Source organism: Tsuneonella amylolytica, from assembly GCF_003626915.1.
In the GTDB taxonomy this organism is placed as follows: domain Bacteria; phylum Pseudomonadota; class Alphaproteobacteria; order Sphingomonadales; family Sphingomonadaceae; genus Tsuneonella; species Tsuneonella amylolytica.
Genome location: NZ_CP032570.1, coordinates 1,520,959 through 1,536,922, shown reverse-complemented (window position 1 = coordinate 1,536,922; position 15,964 = coordinate 1,520,959). Strand labels below are relative to the sequence as shown.

Below are 15,964 nucleotides of genomic sequence, written 5' to 3'. Positions count from 1 at the left end.
TACGTTCTGTTCGCCCTGCGTTCCCCAGACGGCCGGCGATTAATCCGGTCCGAAACGGTCGTATCGAAGCCATTGATTCGCCTCGCTCGACATCGTCCGTGCGCCCGGCCATAGCCCCTGCCCGATGCTCTACCGCCTGGCCGCACCGGCACTCTTCGCAATCGATCCCGAACGCGCCCACCGCATGACGATCGCGGCCTTGCGATTCGCACCCGCCCTGCCGCCCGCCGCGCCCGGCCCCTTGCGGACCGAAGTTGCCGGCATCGCCTTTCCCAACCCGGTCGGCCTCGCCGCGGGGTTCGACAAGAACGCCGAAGTGCCGGACGCGATGCTGGGGCTGGGCTTCGGTTTCGTGGAATGCGGGTCGATCACCCCCCGCCCTCAGGCCGGCAACCCGAAGCCCCGCCTGTTCCGCCTGCGCGAGGACCGGGCGGTCATCAACCGCATGGGGTTCAACAACGACGGCGCCGATGCGGTGCTCGAACGCCTCGCCGACCGTCCGCGCCGGGGAGTCCTGGGCATCAACGTCGGCGCGAACAAGGATGCGGCCGACCGCATCGCGGACTACCTTGCCGGCATCCGCACCTTCGCGCCCTTCGCCGACTACCTCACGGTCAACATCAGTTCCCCCAACACTCCGGGCCTGCGCGACCTCCAGGCCGAAGGCGAGCTTGCGTCCCTCCTCTCCGCCATCGCCGCCGACCGGCGCGCGGGCGACCCCCCGGTGTTCCTCAAGGTCGCCCCGGACCTTGCGGACGGCGACCACGAACGCATCGTGCGCGCCGCCATCGACAACTTCATCGCCGCGCTGATCGTCTCGAACACGACCATCGCGCGCCCGCCGCTCGCCTCCCGCCACGCGGGCGAGACGGGCGGCCTGTCGGGCGCGCCCCTGCGCGACGCGGCGCTCGGCCAGCTTCGCCGGTTCCGTGCCGTCGCCGGCGACGCGCTGCCGCTGGTCGGGGTAGGCGGCATCGCCACCGCCGAAGACGCCTGGGCCCGCATCCGCGCGGGCGCCGCTCTCGTCCAGCTCTACAGCGCGCTGGTCTACGAAGGGCCGGGCCTTGCCCGCCGCATCGTGCGCAAACTCGACGGGCTGATGCGCCGCGACGGGTTCGCCTCGATTGCCGAGGCGGTCGGGAGCGAGTAGCACCGGCGCCATGTTGCGCCGTTTCGCCCTTGCCATCGCCCCGCTGCCGCTCTTCGCGGCCGCCTGCACCACCGTTCCTGCCGCCACCACGCCGGCAACCCCGTCCACGTACGTGGGCGCGGTCAGTGCGGCCGACCCGCGCGCGCAGGCCGCGGGCGAGGCGATCCTGCGCCAGGGCGGCAGCGCCACCGACGCGGCGATCGCGGTCATGCTGGCGCTCACCGTGGTCGAGCCGCAGAGCTCGGGCATCGGCGGCGGCGGTTTCCTCGTGCGCGGAACGGCGGACGGCAGCGCCACCACCTACGACGGCCGCGAGAAGGCCCCGGCGGGCGCCTTCCCCGGCTGGTTCCTCGATACGAACGGCTCTCTTCCCCCGTTTCGCGAATCGGTGAAGAGCGGGCTTAGCGTGGGCGTGCCCGGCAACGTCGCACTCGCCGCCAAGGCCCATGCCGAGCACGGCAAGCTGCCGTGGGCCGCATTGTTCCAGCCCGCCATCGCGCTCGCCCGCGACGGGTTCGAGACGAATCCCCGCCTCACGGCCGCGCTGACCGACTATTCGGAAGTCGCCGGCTGGACACAGGCCGGCCGCGCCTTGTTCTACGACCGCAACGGCGACCCGATGCCGAGCGGCACGCTGGTGCGGAATCCGGAGCTCGCCGGAACGCTGGAGGCGATCGCCGCGGCCGGCCCACAGGCGTTCTACAGCGGCCCGCGTGCCGAGGCGCTGGCGAAGACCGTCGCCGCCGCAACCCCGCGCCCCAGGCCGATGACCGCGTCCGACCTTGCCGGCTACGACGCGAAGGAGCGCGCACCGGTCTGCGGCCGGTATCGCGGGTATCGCCTGTGCGGCATGGGCCCGCCGACATCGGGCGGCGTGGCGATCCTCCAGATCCTCGGAATGCTCGAACCGTTCGACCTCGAGCGGATGGGGCCGAACGACGTCGAGACATGGCACCTGTTGCTCGAGGCGCAGCGCCTCGCCTACGCCGACCGCGAGCTCTATCTCGCCGACAGCGATTTCGTCTCGGTCCCGGTCGCGGGGCTGATCGATCCGGCTTATCTCAAGGCGCGATCGAAGCTGATCGGCCGCACCACGACGATCGCCAGCCCGCAGCCGGGCAGCCCGGCTGGCGCGCAGACGGCACTGGCGGACGGCGACGAGCCGGAGGAGAACGGCACCTCGCATTTCGCGGTTGCCGACGCGGCGGGCAACATGGCGAGTTACACTTCCACCATCGAAAGCCCGTTCGGATCGGGCCTGACGAGCGGCGGTTTCTTCCTCAACAACGAACTCACCGACTTCAGCCGCTCGCCCGAGATCGACGGCCGCCCGGTCGCCAACCGGGTGGAGCCGGGCAAGCGCCCGCGCAGTTCGATGGCGCCGATGGTGGTGTGGGACCCCAGGGGCCGCCCGTTCATGGTGGTGGGCGCGGCAGGCGGGGCGACGATCCCGGTCACCACAGTGCGCGCGATCATCGGGGCGATCGATTTCGGCATGAATGCCGAGCAGGCGCTGGGCCTGCCCTTCGCGATGGCGACGGGGGACCGCACGCTGGTGGAAACCGGTACCTGGCTGGAAGGGGCGATCCCGCAGCTCGCCGCGCTCGGGCACACCGGCCTCGTCGCCGGGCCTGCCCCGATCAAGGGCAACGCGCTCGTCCGCCGCAAGGACGGTACCTGGCAATCGGCGCGCGATCCGCGGATCGAGAAGATGCTGATCAATCCCTGACGCTTGCCGCTACGGCGGCACGGGCCTAAGCCTGCGCGCGACCGCAACGGCGGCACGGATACGGGTCAGGAGCAGGAGCTTGCGGCGTTGCAGTTGAGCGATATCGATTCCGCCAACAATCTGGTCGAACTCTTCCTGAAACGCGCCGACGCGCGGCAGTCGCGGCCGTTCCTGGGCGCGAAGAAGGGCGGCACCTGGCAGACCGAGAGCTGGAGCGAGGTCGCAGGCAAGGTGTGCCTGCTGGCCGAAGCGTTGCGCAGCTTGGGCCTCGAGGATGGCGACCGGGTGGCGCTGGTCAGCGAGAACCGGCCCGAATGGTGCATCGCCGACCTCGCCATCATGGCGGCGGGCTGCATCACGGTGCCGGCCTACGTCACCAATACCGAACGCGACCACCAGCACATCCTCGACAATTCGGGCGCGCGGGCGGTGATCGTCTCCAACGAGAAGCTGTCGCGCCCGCTGATCCCGGCGATGATGCGCACCGGCATCGCCGAACACGTCGTCGCCATCGACGGCATCCGCCAGTACCAGGGCGGGCAGATCGCCTGCCACATGTGGGACAGGCTGCTGGAAGGCCACCCGGCTGCGGCGCGCAAAGCGGTCGAGGCGCGCATCGGACGGATCGGGCGCGGCGACACCGCCTGCATCATCTACACCAGCGGCACCGGCGGCGCGCCGCGCGGGGTGTTGCAGCACCACGGCGCGATCCTGTGCAACGTGGCCGGCGCAGGCGCGATCCTGCAGGAGGACTTCGGCCTCGAAGACGACGAGCGGTTTCTCTCGTTCCTGCCGCTCAGCCACGCCTACGAGCATACCGGCGGCCAGTACCTGCCGATCGCCTGCGGGGCGGAAATCTACTATTCCGAAGGGCTGGAGAAGCTCGCCAGCAACATCGAGGAAACGCGGCCCACGATCATGGTCGTCGTCCCGCGTCTGTTCGAGGTGCTGCGCACGCGGATCATGAAAACGGTCGAAAAGCAGGGCAAGGTGCCGAATTACCTGATGACCCGCGCGCTCGAGATTGCCGGGCATCCGAAGAAGCGCCTGCGCGACCGGCCGATGGACCTCGTCGTCGACCGGCTGCTTCGCCCGAAGATCCGCGCGCGCTTCGGCGGCCGGGTGAAGGCGATGGTCTCGGGCGGCGCGCCGCTCAATCCAGAGGTCGGCAACTTCTTCGACGCGATGGGGCTGACGGTGCTGCAGGGCTACGGCCAGACCGAGGCGGGGCCGGTGATTTCGTGCAACCGGCCGCGCGCGGGCATCAAGATGGATACCGTCGGGCCGCCGATGCGCGGGGTGGAAATCCGCATCGCCGAGGATGGCGAGATCCTCTGCCGCGGCGAACTCGTGATGCACGGGTACTGGCGCAACCAGGCCGAAACCGACCGGGCGTTGAAGGACGGCTGGCTGCACACCGGCGATATCGGCCACCTCGACGATCGGGGGCGGATCGTCATCACCGACCGCAAGAAGGACATGATCGTCAACGACAAGGGCGACAACGTCGCGCCGCAGAAGGTCGAGGGGATGCTGACCCTGCAGCCGGAAATCGCGCAGGCGATGGTGAGCGGCGACAAGCGGCCCTACCTTGTCGGGCTGATCGTGCCCGATGCCGACTGGATGGTCGAATGGTGCCAGGCCAACGGCAAGAAGTTCGACTGCAGGAACCTCGCCGACCTGCCCGAATTCCGCTCCGCCGTGCGCGCCGCGGTCGACCGGACGAATCAGGATCTGTCGGTGATCGAGAAGGTCCGCCAGTTCGCCCTCGCCGACGAACCGTTCAGCACCGACAACGAGGAACTGACCCCCAGCCTCAAGATCCGGCGGCACAAGATCCGCGAACGCTACGGCGCGCGACTGGACTCGCTGTACAAGGGCTAGCGGTCAGGCGGGCGGTGAGACTGGCGCGAGGTCGCGGCAGGCCCTGTCGACGCTGCCGAGCAGGCAGCCGAGCCGCCGCTGGTCGTGATCCAGTTTCGTCAGTTCGGTGAGCATGTCGGCCCATGTCAGCGTTCTGGACTGCGGTGTCCGCTCCTGCTTGCGGTAGCAGGTCCAGTCCAGCCGGGCCGAGGCGGGCCGAACGCGCATCCGCCCGTGGCACAACCCGTTGCGCCGGTCCCAGTCCTTCTTCACCGCTTCGAGGAGCGTGGCGGCAGGTCCGGCAGAGGCGCCCAGTCGCTCGTCCCGCAAGGCCTCCAGCAGCTCTTCGATACGCTTGACCGGAAAATGATCGCTCGCGTGCGAGCGGGCGGCGATCCCCGCCACCGCGCAGGCCTCGAGCGTCCGGTCGACGAAGAACTCGATCCGCGCGAACCGCTCGATCATCGCCCCGCGCCACAAGTTCGCGGTCACGACGAGCGGATCGCCGAGCCGGTCGCGGAAACTGCCATGGTCGACCGGTGCGCTCACCCGGCCGGTCTGGCAGGCAAAGCTTAAGCGATCCTTCCCGTCACGGCACGATGGTGGTGAAAAGATAGGTGGCGAAAAGAACGAGGTGGATCACCCCCTGGACGATCGTCGTGCGCCCCCGACCCAGCGTGAGCGAGGCGACCAGCAAGGTCAGCGCGAGCAGCACCACTCCCTTGGGCGACAGCCCCAGCTCGAGGTCGAGCCCGAGCAGCAGCGCCACCGCGGCGACCGCCGGGATGGTCAGGCCGATGGCCGCCAGCGCCGAACCGATGGCGAGGTTGAGGCTCGTCTGGACCCGGTTGGCCTTGGCGGCGCGGTAGGCGGCGAATCCTTCGGGTGCGAGCACGAGGGCGGCGATGATGATGCCGACAAGCGCGCGCGGGGCGCCCGCCGCGGCCACGCCCGCCTCGATCATGGGCGACAGGGATTTGGCCAGCAGGACCACCGCGACCAGCGCCACCAGCAGCACGCCGGCCGCCGCCACCGCCTTCGCGCGCGGCACCGGCGCTTCGTGCGCGTGGTCGTCAGCCTCCTCGATGTGGTGGAGGAAGTGGTCGCGGTGCCGGATCGTCTGCGCCAGCACGAACGTGGCATAGACGACCAGCGATACCGCGGCCACGAACACCAACTGCTTGGCGCTGTAGAACGCGCCCGGCGCGGTGACGGTGTAGTTCGGCAATATCAGGACGAGGACCGACAGGGTCGCCAGCATCGCCAGGCCCGCGCTGACCCCCGACTGGGTATAGCTCTGTTCGTGATGGCGGCGCCCGCCCGCCAGCAGGCAGAGGCCGACGATTCCGTTGATCGTGATCATCAGGGCCGCCATCAGCGTGTCGCGCGCCAGCGACTGCACCCCGTCGCCGCCGCCCAGCATGATCGAAACGATCAGCGACACCTCGATCACGGTGACGGCGAGCGCCAGCGTGAGCGTGCCGAACGGTTCGCCCAGATAGTGCGCCAGCACTTCGGCGTGATAGACCGCGGCCATGATCGCTCCGGCCAGCAGGATGCCCGCGATCAGCGCGGGAAGGAGCGTTTCAGGCTTGCCGAAGAGAAGCGCGCCGATCGCCAGCACCGGCGCGGCGACCGCCCAGGGGCTGAGGCCGAACAGGGTGGCGGGGGTGGCGGCCGGGGGCGCGGGCTGGTTCATGCCAAACGTGCTAGCCGCCGGGCACGCCCGTGCCAACACGCCAGCGCGTCAGGCCGCTTCGCGTTCGATGTACTCGGGATAGAAACTGGGCGCGCGGTCGCTCCAGCCCGGCGCGGTGGCGGCCGCTTCGCTGAGCGATTGCAGGAGCATCTTGCGCCGGCCCGGGCGGATCTGCGGCAGCGCGGCGGCGGCGCAGAACGCGCTCGGCAGCCAGGGCCGCGCATCGGCGCCCAGCAGCCGTTCGTAGAGGAAGCGGAAGGCCGAGAAGCTCTCGATCCGCTCCTGCGCCAGGTCGAACGCGGCCACCCGGGTCAGCTTGCCGATGAACCCTTCGATGCATTCGAAGCCGGTTTCGGCAGGGACGCCCGCGCGTAGCAGCTTCAGGTCCTGGTAGGCGACGTACTGGCTGCGGATCGCGGCGTTCTCGTCGGCGCTGCGGGCCCACAGCTTGAAGGCGTCCTGCCGGCCCAGCCCGATGTCGAGGCTGCGGCGGATGTAGCGCTGTTCGGCGGCGGAGAAGCTCGCGAACTCGCGCATCTCCGAGATCGTCATCGACGCGGCATTGGTGACGGCCATGGCCCGATACCCCCTGTTGCCATCGAAGGATCGCGCACATTGGTTAATTCGGCGTTAGCCGTGATTTTCGACCTTGCCGAAATTCCGGTGGCGGGCGTAACTGCGCGCGCCTGACGCACCACCGCTCCCGCAGCGATTCTGCGCCCGGCCCATAAGGGGTCGCGTGTTCAATCGGTTCATCACGGGAGGAAATCATGAAGCACGTACTCGTTACCGCGGCGTCGCTGGCGCTTGCAGCGTCCCTGAGTGGATGCGACCAGACGGCAACTGCCGAGACCGCCCCGACCGCCCCGACGGCTTCGTCGAACTCGGTCGCGACCGGCGCCGGCATCGACGGCACCTGGGTCATCGACCTCGATTCCGGCAAGTTCGAAGGCAAGCCGATGGATATCGTCCTGGCCGACGGCACCTATACTTGCGCCAACTGCACGCCGCCGCTGACGGTCGCGGCCGATGGCGCGTTCCACGATGTCGCCGGGCGCGACGTGTCCGACGCGGTCGCGGTCAAGGTCGACAACTATCGGCAGATCACGATGAGCACCCGGCGCGGCGATCTGGCGCTCGGCAGCACGGTGATGAGCGTGTCGCCCGACGGCAAGACCCTGACGCGCACCTTCACCGACACCTCCAACAAGGATGCCAAGCCGGTCACCGGTAGTTCGACGATGAACCGCGTGGGCGATGCGCCCGCCGGCGCGCACGCGATCTCCGGCAAATGGCAGATGGCGAAAATGGACAAGCTGAGCGAGGAGGCGATGACGGTGACGTTCGCCTCCACCCCCGACGGGCTCAAGATGACCAGCGGCGACGGCTACAGTTGGGATGCCAAGTTCGACGGGAGCGATACGCCGGTCGTCGGCGACGTGGCCGGCGGAACCGTTGCGCTGACCAAGACCGGCGACAACACCTATCGCATGGTCTCGAAGCTGAAAGGAAAGGAAGTGGGCGTGAGCGACTTCACGGTCGCCGGCAACACGCTGACCTACTCCTCGACCGATCCCCGCAGCGGCGAGAAGACGTCGTACACTGCCACCCGGAAGTAACCGGCCCCGGGCAACGCAGGCCCGGCGGACAGGAACCGCCGGGCCTGCATGAAATCGTCAGATCAATCCCGCCAGCGGGCTGCTGGGATCGGCGTACTTTCGCGTGCCCATGCGCCCGGCGAGGTAGGCGTTGCGCCCGGCCTCCACCGCCAGCTTCATGGCGCGCGCCATTCGGATCGGGTCCTTCGCTTCGGCGATGGCGGTGTTCATCAGCACGCCGGTGCAGCCGAGCTCCATCGCCACTGCCGCGTCGCTCGCGGTGCCGACGCCGGCATCGACCAGCACCGGCACTTTCGCGCCTTCCACGATCAGCCGGATGGTGACGCGGTTCTGGATGCCGAGGCCGCTGCCGATCGGCGCGCCGAGCGGCATGACCGCGACCGCCCCCGCCTGTTCGAGCTGCTGCGCCGCGATCGGATCGTCGGTGCAGTAGACCATCGGCTTGAAGCCTTCGTTGCTGAGCACCTCGCATGCCTTCAGCGTTTCGCGCATGTCCGGATAGAGCGTGCGTGCCTCGCCCAGCACTTCCAGCTTCACGAGGTCCCAGCCCCCCGCCTCGCGCGCCAGCCGCAGCGTGCGGATCGCCTCATCGGCGGTGAAGCACCCGGCGGTGTTGGGCAGGTATGTGACCTTTTTCGGGTCGATGTAGTCCATCAGGACCGGCTGGCTTGGGTCCGAGATGTTCACCCGCCGCACCGCGACGGTGACGATTTCGGCGCCCGAGGCTTCGAGCGCGGCGGCGTTCTGCGCGAAATCGCGGTACTTGCCGGTGCCGACGATCAGGCGGCTGGTGAACCGGTGCCCGGCGACTTCCCAGCAATCGTCGGAAGCATCGGGTGCGGAATGGTCGCCCCCGCCCACGAAATGAACGATCTCCAGCCTGTCGCCGTCAGCCAGCGCGGCGCTGTCCAGGGTGGAGCGGGGGGCGATCTCGCCGTTGTGCTCCACCGCGACCTTGGCCGGGTCGAGCCCGATCTCGCGGACGAGGTCGGCAACCGTGGCGGAAGCGGTGCGGCGGCTTTCGCCGTTAACGGTGAGGGTCAGTGCTGCAGGCATCCGCACCAGATAGCGAACAGCGGCAGGCGCGCAAGTTGAGGATATGGCCCGCCGAAACCAGGCCGACGCCGATGATCGTCAGCACCGCCTCCTCGAACCCGTGCGGTACGGCCAGCGCGCCGCCCATGAAGCTGAGGCCGGTCATCGCGGTGACGAACGGCAGCGGGCGGCGGTGGCGCAGCGCGCCGAGGCCGATCGCGGCGGCTGCGACGATCATCGCGAGCGCCAGGCCCGCTTCGTGGATGATCGGATTGGAGAACACGCTGCCCCCGATGCCGAGCGCGCTCACCAGCACGATCGTGGCGAGGCAGTGCACCACGCACAGCGCGCTCAGCGTAATGCCGGCGCGGTCGAGATTGCCCCGAATCGAGGTGATGAAGCTGTTGGCCATGGCTTGCCGGGCAATGTATGTAACGCTGTATCGTTACGCAAGCGCGGACATTGCATCCCGCCTTGCGATTCGGCTCCGGTCGGCGCATTTGCGCCTCCGATGGAACGGTCGGACATTTCGGCGAACGCGCGCGCTCTGGCGCGCTGGATCCTGGTGGTGGCGCTGCTGGTGGTATGCATCGTCGCCGTGGGGGGGATCACCCGCCTCACCGAAAGCGGGGTTTCGATCACCGAATGGAAACCGGTAACGGGGACGATACCCCCGCTGACGGACGCGGCCTGGCAGGCCGAATACGCCGCCTACCGCGCGACGCCGCAGTACCAGGAGATCAACGGTCCGGCGGGCATGACGCTCGAGACCTACAAGTTCATCTACTTCTGGGAATGGATTCACCGCCTGCTCGGGCGCGTGATCGGCCTCGCGTTGGTCGCGGTGACGGCGGTCTTCTGGATTCGCGGGCGCATCCCGGCAGGCTACAAGCCGCGTCTGCTCGCGCTCGTCGGACTGGTGGGGCTGCAGGGGGCGATCGGCTGGTGGATGGTGCAGTCGGGCATCGCGACCGACGTGAAGGTCAGCCATTTCCGCCTCGCGGCGCACCTCCTCACCGCGCTGCTCACGCTGGGCGGCCTCGTGTGGACCGCGCTCGATCTGCTGGCGCTGGCGAAGGACCCGGCCGCGCGGCCCGCGCGGGTGACGGGCTTCGGCGCGGCGGTGCTCGGCGTGCTGGCGGTGCAACTGCTGCTGGGCGCCTGGGTCGCGGGCATGCGCGCCGGTGTCGTCGCCGGGGGCGGATGGTTCAATTGGGATGCCTGGCCGCTGATGCAGGGCTCGCTGTTTCCCGAAGGCGTCGACTGGGCCGCGGGCGCGCCGCGGGCCATGACCTCGGACCCGTTTCTCGTCCACTTCCTGCACCGGTGGTGGGCGTGGGTGCTGGTGGCGATTCTCATCGTGCTTGCACGCCGGATACGCGCGTCGGAGCGGCGGGCATCGGTGGCGGTCCACGCGGCGTTCGGCACGCAGATCTTCCTCGGCATCGCCACGGTCTGGAGCGGAGTGGCGCTGTGGCTGGCGGTGCTCCACCAACTCGTCGGCGCGTTGCTTGTGGCGGCGACCGCATGGGGCATCCACGTGCTCGGGCGGCGGGGATAGGCTGGCTGCGCGGTATTATTTTACCTCTCCCGAATCCCGCGCATTTGCTTGACTTGTAGGGCTTCGCCCGCCAAAGGGCCGCTTCCCCACAGCCCGTGCTGTGTATGTATTTCGTGAACAAGGTATCCCCACCATGAAGGCGCTCCACAAGAGCACACGGTCGATTAAGCCGGCCGAGGTCGAAAAGAAGTGGCACCTGATCGATGCCGACGGCCTCGTCGTCGGCCGGCTCGCCGCGATCGTCGCCAACATCCTGCGCGGCAAGCACAAGCCCAGCTACACCCCGCACGTCGATTGCGGCGATCACGTCGTCGTGATCAACGCCAACAAGGTGGTGTTCACCGGCAAGAAGCTGTCGGACAAGAAGTATTACAAGCACACCGGTTACGCCGGCGGCATCAAGGAAACGACGCCCGCGAAAATCCTCGAGGGTCGCTTCCCCGAGCGCGTGCTGGAGAAGGCGGTCGAGCGCATGATCCCGCGCGGCCCCCTTGGCCGCCAGCAGATGAAGGCGCTGCACCTCTACGCCGGGACCGAGCACCCGCACGGCGGCACCCAGCCCGAGACGCTCGACGTCGCTTCGATGAACCGCAAGAACAAGGTCACCGCATGATGGCTGACGAAACGAACACCGTGTCCGACCTCGCGGACCTCAAGGACATCGCCGGCAACGCCCCCGCGGCCGACGGCGCCGAAGGGACCGACACCCCGGTCCAGGTCAGCAACACCCCCCTGCGCGAGCAGGAGCTCGACAAGCAGGGCCGCGCCTACGCCACCGGCCGCCGCAAGGACGCCACCGCGCGCGTCTGGCTGAAGCCCGGCACCGGCAAGATCACCGTCAACGGCCGCGATCAGGAAGTCTACTTCGCGCGTCCGACGCTGCGCCTCGTCATCGACCAGCCGTTCACGATCACCGATCGCCAGGGCCAGTACGACGTCGTCGCCACCGTCAAGGGCGGCGGCCTTTCGGGCCAGGCCGGTGCAGTCAAGCACGGCATCAGTCAGGCCCTGTCGAAGTACGAGCCCGCGCTGCGCGGCACAGTCAAGGCCGCCGGCTTCCTCACCCGCGACAGCCGCGTGGTCGAGCGCAAGAAGTACGGCCGCGCCAAGGCTCGCCGCAGCTTCCAGTTCAGCAAGCGCTGATCCGGCACGCCAGTTTCCGCGACGGCGGAATGGAAGGGCGGCCTCGGAAGGGGTCGCCCTTTTCCGTTTGCTTCAGTGAACCGGCGGATCGACCCGCGGCACCGCATTCACCGGCGCGACCGGTTCGCCTGGCTGGCGGGGCGGCATCGCGTCCTCCGGCACGTCGTCGATCTTCATCGCTTCGGTCGGCACGTCCTGCAGGTTGCGTGCTTCGGCATGCAGCGACCCGTCTGGTTCGAACCGCAGTTCGTTGAAGCTTTGCGGCGTGGACCTGATTCGCTGCGACAGCGTACCCGCCCCGATCATCCGGACCGGACCGTTCGCGGTATCCTGTCGCAGATCGAACGGATCGTGGACGTGGCCGGTCAAAACCGCGGCAACGTTGCGCTTCGCCAGCTCGGCCAGAGCCCTGGTCCCGCCATGGGTCAGTGCCGTACCCTTGGTCCCAACTTCGACCAGCGGGTGATGCGCGGTGACGAGCACTTTCTTGCCCGCCGGCAAGGCGTCGATCGCGGACAGGCATTTCGCAAGGGCAGCATCGCTGACCCAGCCCTTCGACCAGTCGAGCCGCGGCTGCATGCGCGCCGCGGTTTTTAGCGGGACGACCGCGATGCCGGGCAGGTCGAGTTCCTTTTCCACCACCGATTCCATGCCGCGGAAGCGCTTGTAGGGGTCGAAGAACCGTTCGATCGGATTGAAATATGGCAGGTCGTGATTGCCGACTTCCACCGTCACCGGGGCGGGCAGCGACAGGATCCAGTCGCGCGCGGCATCGAATTCGCGCTGGCGGGCGCGCATCGTCAAGTCGCCGGTGATGAGAACCGCAGCGGGTTTGCGCGAGGCAATCTCGCCGGCGACCCAATCGAGTGCGCGGTTGTGTTCGAGGCCGAAGTGGATATCGGACAGGTGGAACAGCAGCGTACTATCGGTCATCCGCCATCCCAAGCAGATCGACGTCGAAAGTGTCGAGCGAAAAGCCCAGCGTACTGCTCGCCTCGCTCCGCTCCCCGTCGACCATCAGTGGCAGCGGCCGACCCTCGAGCGAGCGGCACGACACCTCCTTTGCCCGCCCCAGATCGTCGTGCGGACCTTCGCGGAAGTCGCGACTGAGGATCGCCATGCCTTGCTGGAGATATTCGCCGAGCCCTTCGGTGGCGTACCCCTGGATCGAGATTCCGTCGTCGTGGGGGCACAGACGGATGCCGGCATAGCCGTCTTCCCGGCCTGTCGCCGGCTGCGAAAGGCCGACCATCGGCCCGACCGTGCTTTCCGCGGCGGCATCCCAGCCTTTGAAGATCATTTCGCCGATGTTCGCATCGCGCAATTCTTCCCGCACGTCGGCCCATTTCGCGCCCGGACCGATGAGCAGTTCCGCCAGCGCAACGATGCCGTCTCCCCGGATGCAGGTCCGGCGACGGACATCCAGCAGGCCCTTGCCGAACAACTCGACGATGTCGAGCGGATCGCGCTCGCCGAAAATCTCGCGGGACAGGAGGTTGAAGGTGCCGCCGGGCAACGTGAGAACCTTGCCAGCGAATCCTTCCAGATCGGTGATCGTCCGGTTGAGCGTTCCGTCGCCGCCATGCACCGCAATCAGCCCCAGTCCTGAAGCGTTTGCCTCCACGGAGTCAGGGGTGCCGTCCTTGCAATCGACCACCTTGGCAGGAGCAATTCCAGCATCGGTCATGGCCGCGACGAGCCGCTCCAACACCTCGTCGTCGTGGCTGCCGCTGGACCCGTTGTAGACCAGCCAAGTGTCGCCCTCGATTTCCATGCCTTGGATAGCGCCGGCGCGGGCCGACGGTTCCCTAGACACGTCCGCTGAGGACGAGCCACGCGCCGATGCCGTTGAGCGACGAATAGCCGAGATAGACCCACATCAGCCACGGCCATCCGGTCGCCGCGAGCAGGAGCGCGGAGAGCAAGAGGAAGAATTCCGTCACGAAAGTGACCCGGCCGCCGAGCAGATGGACGAACCAGGGGACCTGCCCCAGCAGGGGATGGCCGCTCTCCAGAACGGCGCGGTGCATCGCAAAGTTGCCGATACCGAGAAGAAAGATCACGAGGATTGCCAGTGGCATAGCCCCGATGTGGGAACCCCTTCGGGTCGCCGCAAGCCGAGAGCCATGCGGCGATTATGGTCAGCGTCCGGCCATCGCCTTGACCTGTGCGAGATACGTGCGCCCGATCCGAAGTGCCTCGCCGTCCGCCAGTTCCGCCGACCAGACGCCCAGCCCGTCGTGCCGCAGCGCCTCGATCGCATCGCGTCGCAGGATGGTGGAGCGGTGGATGCGGATGAACTGCACAGGGTCGAGGCGCGATTCGAGGCCGGCGATGGTCTGCAGGAGCAGATAGCTGCGCGTGCCCTCCCCTTCGCCCACGTGCAGACGCACGTAGTCGCGCTCCGCGTCGATCCTCCGCACTTGCGAAACATCGATCCGGACCAGTTCGGACCGGTGGGGCACCCACAGTTCGTCGAGCCATTCGGACGAAACCCGCGCAGGCGACCCGGCGCGGTTGCGGGCCCGTTCGATCGCGCGGGACAGTCGCGTGGGCGTCGCGGGTTTCAGGACGTAGTCCACCGCATCGAGATCGAACGCCTCGACCGCGAAATGTTCGTGCGCGGTCACGAACACGATCATCGGCTTCCAGTCCTGTCGGGCAAGCACGCGGGCGACCCCCAGGCCGTCCAGTTCTGGCATCGTCATGTCGAGCAGCACGAGATCGGGTTTGAGTGCCTCTATCGCCGTCAGCGCCGCCTGCCCGTCACCGGCGGACCCCACCACCTCGATGCCGGGCAACTTGGCGCCCACGACCTGCATTCGCTCGACGGCGAGCGGTTCGTCATCGACGATGAGGGTGCGCAAGGGGGCAGTGTCGGTCATGGGCGTCTCGCGGGGCAGGCTATCTGTCGGGTCGCGGTTCGACCGGCAGGCGCAGTTCGGTGCGGTAGCCGCCGGGGACGGGCCCCGACTGGATGGTCGCATCGCCGCCGAACCGCGCTTCGATCCGGTCGCGCACGTTGGCGAGCCCGATGCCGAAACCGTGGACATGGGGTTCGGGAACACCCGGACCGTCGTCCGACACGGAGAGGACCAGGCGGCCGTACTCCTCGCGCGCGGCAATCGCGATCGTCACGGGCCGCGACACGGCGGCGACGGCATATTTCACCGAGTTCTCGACCAGCGGCTGCAGGATCATGCCGGGGATGCGCACCTGCTCGAGGGTCGGAGGCAGATCGACCGACACGCGCAGCCGTTCGGGGAAACGGACGGCCTCGATCGCGAGATAGTCGCGTTGCAGCGCGAACTCGTCGGCCAGCTCGACGTCGCCGGTCGGATCCTCGGCGAGGCTGTGCCGGTAGAAGTTCGACAGGCCCTGGATCATCTCCTCCGCACGTTCGCCCTTGTTCGTCATGACCAGTGCGGAGAGCGAGTTGAGCGCATTGAACAGGAAATGCGGATTGACCTGATAACGCAGCGAGCGGAGCTCTGCCGCGCGGGCCGCGCTGCGGAAGCGCTCGCCGCGCCGCTCGGCCTCGCGCGCCCGCCCGATGGCCACGAGCGCGAGGTACAGCGCCGCCCATGCCAGCAGCAGAAAATACCGTCCGATCGCGAGTTCCAGCAGCGGGACCCACGCGTTCGCGCCCTCGTCCTCCGCGGGCAGGACGACGCGCCCCGCCGTCGCCCCGTCAGGGCCGAGCGGACCATCGGCATCCGCGCCGGGAATGGCCGGCGCCTCGATGATGACGTTGCCGGCTTGATCGCGGCGGATCGAGAAGCCGCGTTGTTCGGCGATCTTGCTTTCGACCTGTTCCTGGATCGATGCGAACACGATCTGGTTGACTTGCGCAATCGCTAGCGAGGCGGGCATCGCCACGACGAGGGCGACGGCGATCTGGACGCCGAGACCCCGCCGCTCGACCGGGCGCAGCAGAAGCCACATCGCGAGCGTGATGCCGGCACCGATCAGGCAGACGAGCCCGCGCCGCCACAGGAGCTCGCCCTGAAGCTCGAGCCCGATCGCCGCGCGGATGGTGGTGAGGACGAAATAGCAGGCCCACGTGCCCGCGATCGACGCCAGCACGACGCGAAAACGCACGTGGTCGGCGGTATCGGAAACGGCGTCGCTCATGGCCGCCTTTCCTGCCCCACCCCCGCCTTTC

At 68.3% G+C, this 15,964-nt stretch carries 17 protein-coding genes; 7 read left to right on the top strand and 10 right to left on the bottom strand.

Annotated elements, in window-relative coordinates:
• Positions 1–124 precede the first annotated feature (124 nt).
• The 3 genes from D4766_RS07555 (at position 125) to D4766_RS07545 (ending at position 4,763) form a co-directional block, all read left to right on the top strand.
• Positions 125–1,150 carry a quinone-dependent dihydroorotate dehydrogenase gene (locus D4766_RS07555; RefSeq protein WP_120716905.1) on the top strand — a complete coding sequence of 342 codons (1,026 nt, stop codon included), beginning with the start codon at positions 125–127 and terminating at the stop codon, positions 1,148–1,150.
• Between the two features lie 10 nt (positions 1,151–1,160).
• Positions 1,161–2,879, top strand: coding sequence for a gamma-glutamyltransferase (gene ggt / locus D4766_RS07550; RefSeq protein WP_120716904.1), 1,719 nt, complete (start codon positions 1,161–1,163; stop codon positions 2,877–2,879).
• Positions 2,880–2,966: 87 nt separating this feature from the next.
• Positions 2,967–4,763 carry an AMP-dependent synthetase/ligase gene (locus D4766_RS07545; RefSeq protein WP_120716903.1) on the top strand — a complete coding sequence of 599 codons (1,797 nt, stop codon included), beginning with the start codon at positions 2,967–2,969 and terminating at the stop codon, positions 4,761–4,763.
• 3 nt (positions 4,764–4,766) lie between these two features.
• Here D4766_RS07545 and D4766_RS13795 read toward each other — a convergent pair whose 3' ends face one another.
• Genes D4766_RS13795 through D4766_RS07525 form a run of 3 tightly spaced genes read right to left on the bottom strand, consistent with a single transcriptional unit; the run spans position 4,767 to position 7,017 of the window.
• On the bottom strand, positions 4,767–5,291 hold the full coding sequence (locus D4766_RS13795; RefSeq protein ID WP_162935701.1) for a hypothetical protein: 525 nt from the start codon (positions 5,289–5,291) through the stop codon (positions 4,767–4,769).
• Between the two features lie 40 nt (positions 5,292–5,331).
• Positions 5,332–6,441 (bottom strand): calcium:cation antiporter, encoded by a 1,110-nt coding sequence (locus tag D4766_RS07530; protein WP_120716900.1) that lies wholly within the window; start codon positions 6,439–6,441, stop codon positions 5,332–5,334.
• 48 nt (positions 6,442–6,489) lie between these two features.
• Entirely contained in the window at positions 6,490–7,017 is a 528-nt protein-coding gene (locus tag D4766_RS07525) for a hypothetical protein (RefSeq protein WP_120716899.1), read from the bottom strand.
• 194 nt (positions 7,018–7,211) lie between these two features.
• Between D4766_RS07525 and D4766_RS07520 the strand changes: the two genes are divergently transcribed.
• A complete protein-coding gene (locus D4766_RS07520) occupies positions 7,212–8,060 on the top strand; it encodes a hypothetical protein (RefSeq protein WP_120716898.1) in 849 nt (282 codons plus the stop codon).
• A gap of 57 nt (positions 8,061–8,117) precedes the next feature.
• On the opposite strand, the gene thiS is transcribed toward D4766_RS07520, so the two are convergent.
• Positions 8,118–9,116 carry a sulfur carrier protein ThiS gene (gene thiS / locus D4766_RS07515; RefSeq protein ID WP_120716897.1) on the bottom strand — a complete coding sequence of 333 codons (999 nt, stop codon included), beginning with the start codon at positions 9,114–9,116 and terminating at the stop codon, positions 8,118–8,120.
• On the bottom strand, positions 9,088–9,507 hold the full coding sequence (locus D4766_RS07510) for a MerC domain-containing protein (RefSeq protein ID WP_120718124.1): 420 nt from the start codon (positions 9,505–9,507) through the stop codon (positions 9,088–9,090). Before D4766_RS07510 ends, thiS begins: the two co-directional genes overlap by 29 nt.
• Before the next feature lie 99 nt (positions 9,508–9,606).
• On the opposite strand from D4766_RS07510, the gene D4766_RS07505 reads away from it, so the two are divergent.
• The 3 genes from D4766_RS07505 to rpsI all read left to right on the top strand — a co-directional run bounded on the left by D4766_RS07505 (position 9,607) and on the right by rpsI (position 11,799).
• Positions 9,607–10,656, top strand: a complete 1,050-nt coding sequence (locus tag D4766_RS07505; protein WP_120716896.1) for a COX15/CtaA family protein — start codon at positions 9,607–9,609, stop codon at positions 10,654–10,656.
• Between the two features lie 133 nt (positions 10,657–10,789).
• Positions 10,790–11,269, top strand: coding sequence for a 50S ribosomal protein L13 (gene rplM, locus D4766_RS07500; RefSeq protein WP_120716895.1), 480 nt, complete (start codon positions 10,790–10,792; stop codon positions 11,267–11,269).
• Positions 11,269–11,799, top strand: a complete 531-nt coding sequence (gene rpsI, locus D4766_RS07495; RefSeq protein WP_120716894.1) for a 30S ribosomal protein S9 — start codon at positions 11,269–11,271, stop codon at positions 11,797–11,799. Before rplM ends, rpsI begins: the two co-directional genes overlap by 1 nt.
• Positions 11,800–11,871: 72 nt before the next feature.
• Here the strand turns inward: rpsI and D4766_RS07490 are convergent, their stop codons facing one another.
• The 5 genes from D4766_RS07490 to D4766_RS07470 form a co-directional block, all read right to left on the bottom strand.
• Positions 11,872–12,732 carry a metallophosphoesterase family protein gene (locus D4766_RS07490; RefSeq protein ID WP_120716893.1) on the bottom strand — a complete coding sequence of 287 codons (861 nt, stop codon included), beginning with the start codon at positions 12,730–12,732 and terminating at the stop codon, positions 11,872–11,874.
• The gene (locus tag D4766_RS07485) at positions 12,722–13,573 is read right to left on the bottom strand and encodes a diacylglycerol kinase family protein (protein ID WP_120716892.1); all 852 of its coding nucleotides are present in this window, start codon (positions 13,571–13,573) and stop codon (positions 12,722–12,724) included. The genes D4766_RS07490 and D4766_RS07485 overlap by 11 nt, the downstream gene beginning before the upstream one ends.
• A gap of 34 nt (positions 13,574–13,607) precedes the next feature.
• On the bottom strand, positions 13,608–13,862 hold the full coding sequence (locus D4766_RS07480) for a hypothetical protein (protein WP_234024740.1): 255 nt from the start codon (positions 13,860–13,862) through the stop codon (positions 13,608–13,610).
• 78 nt (positions 13,863–13,940) lie between these two features.
• Entirely contained in the window at positions 13,941–14,684 is a 744-nt protein-coding gene (locus D4766_RS07475) for a LytR/AlgR family response regulator transcription factor (protein ID WP_120716891.1), read from the bottom strand.
• A 19-nt stretch (positions 14,685–14,703) separates the two neighbouring features.
• Positions 14,704–15,933 carry a sensor histidine kinase gene (locus D4766_RS07470; protein WP_120718122.1) on the bottom strand — a complete coding sequence of 410 codons (1,230 nt, stop codon included), beginning with the start codon at positions 15,931–15,933 and terminating at the stop codon, positions 14,704–14,706.
• Positions 15,934–15,964 lie beyond the last annotated feature (31 nt).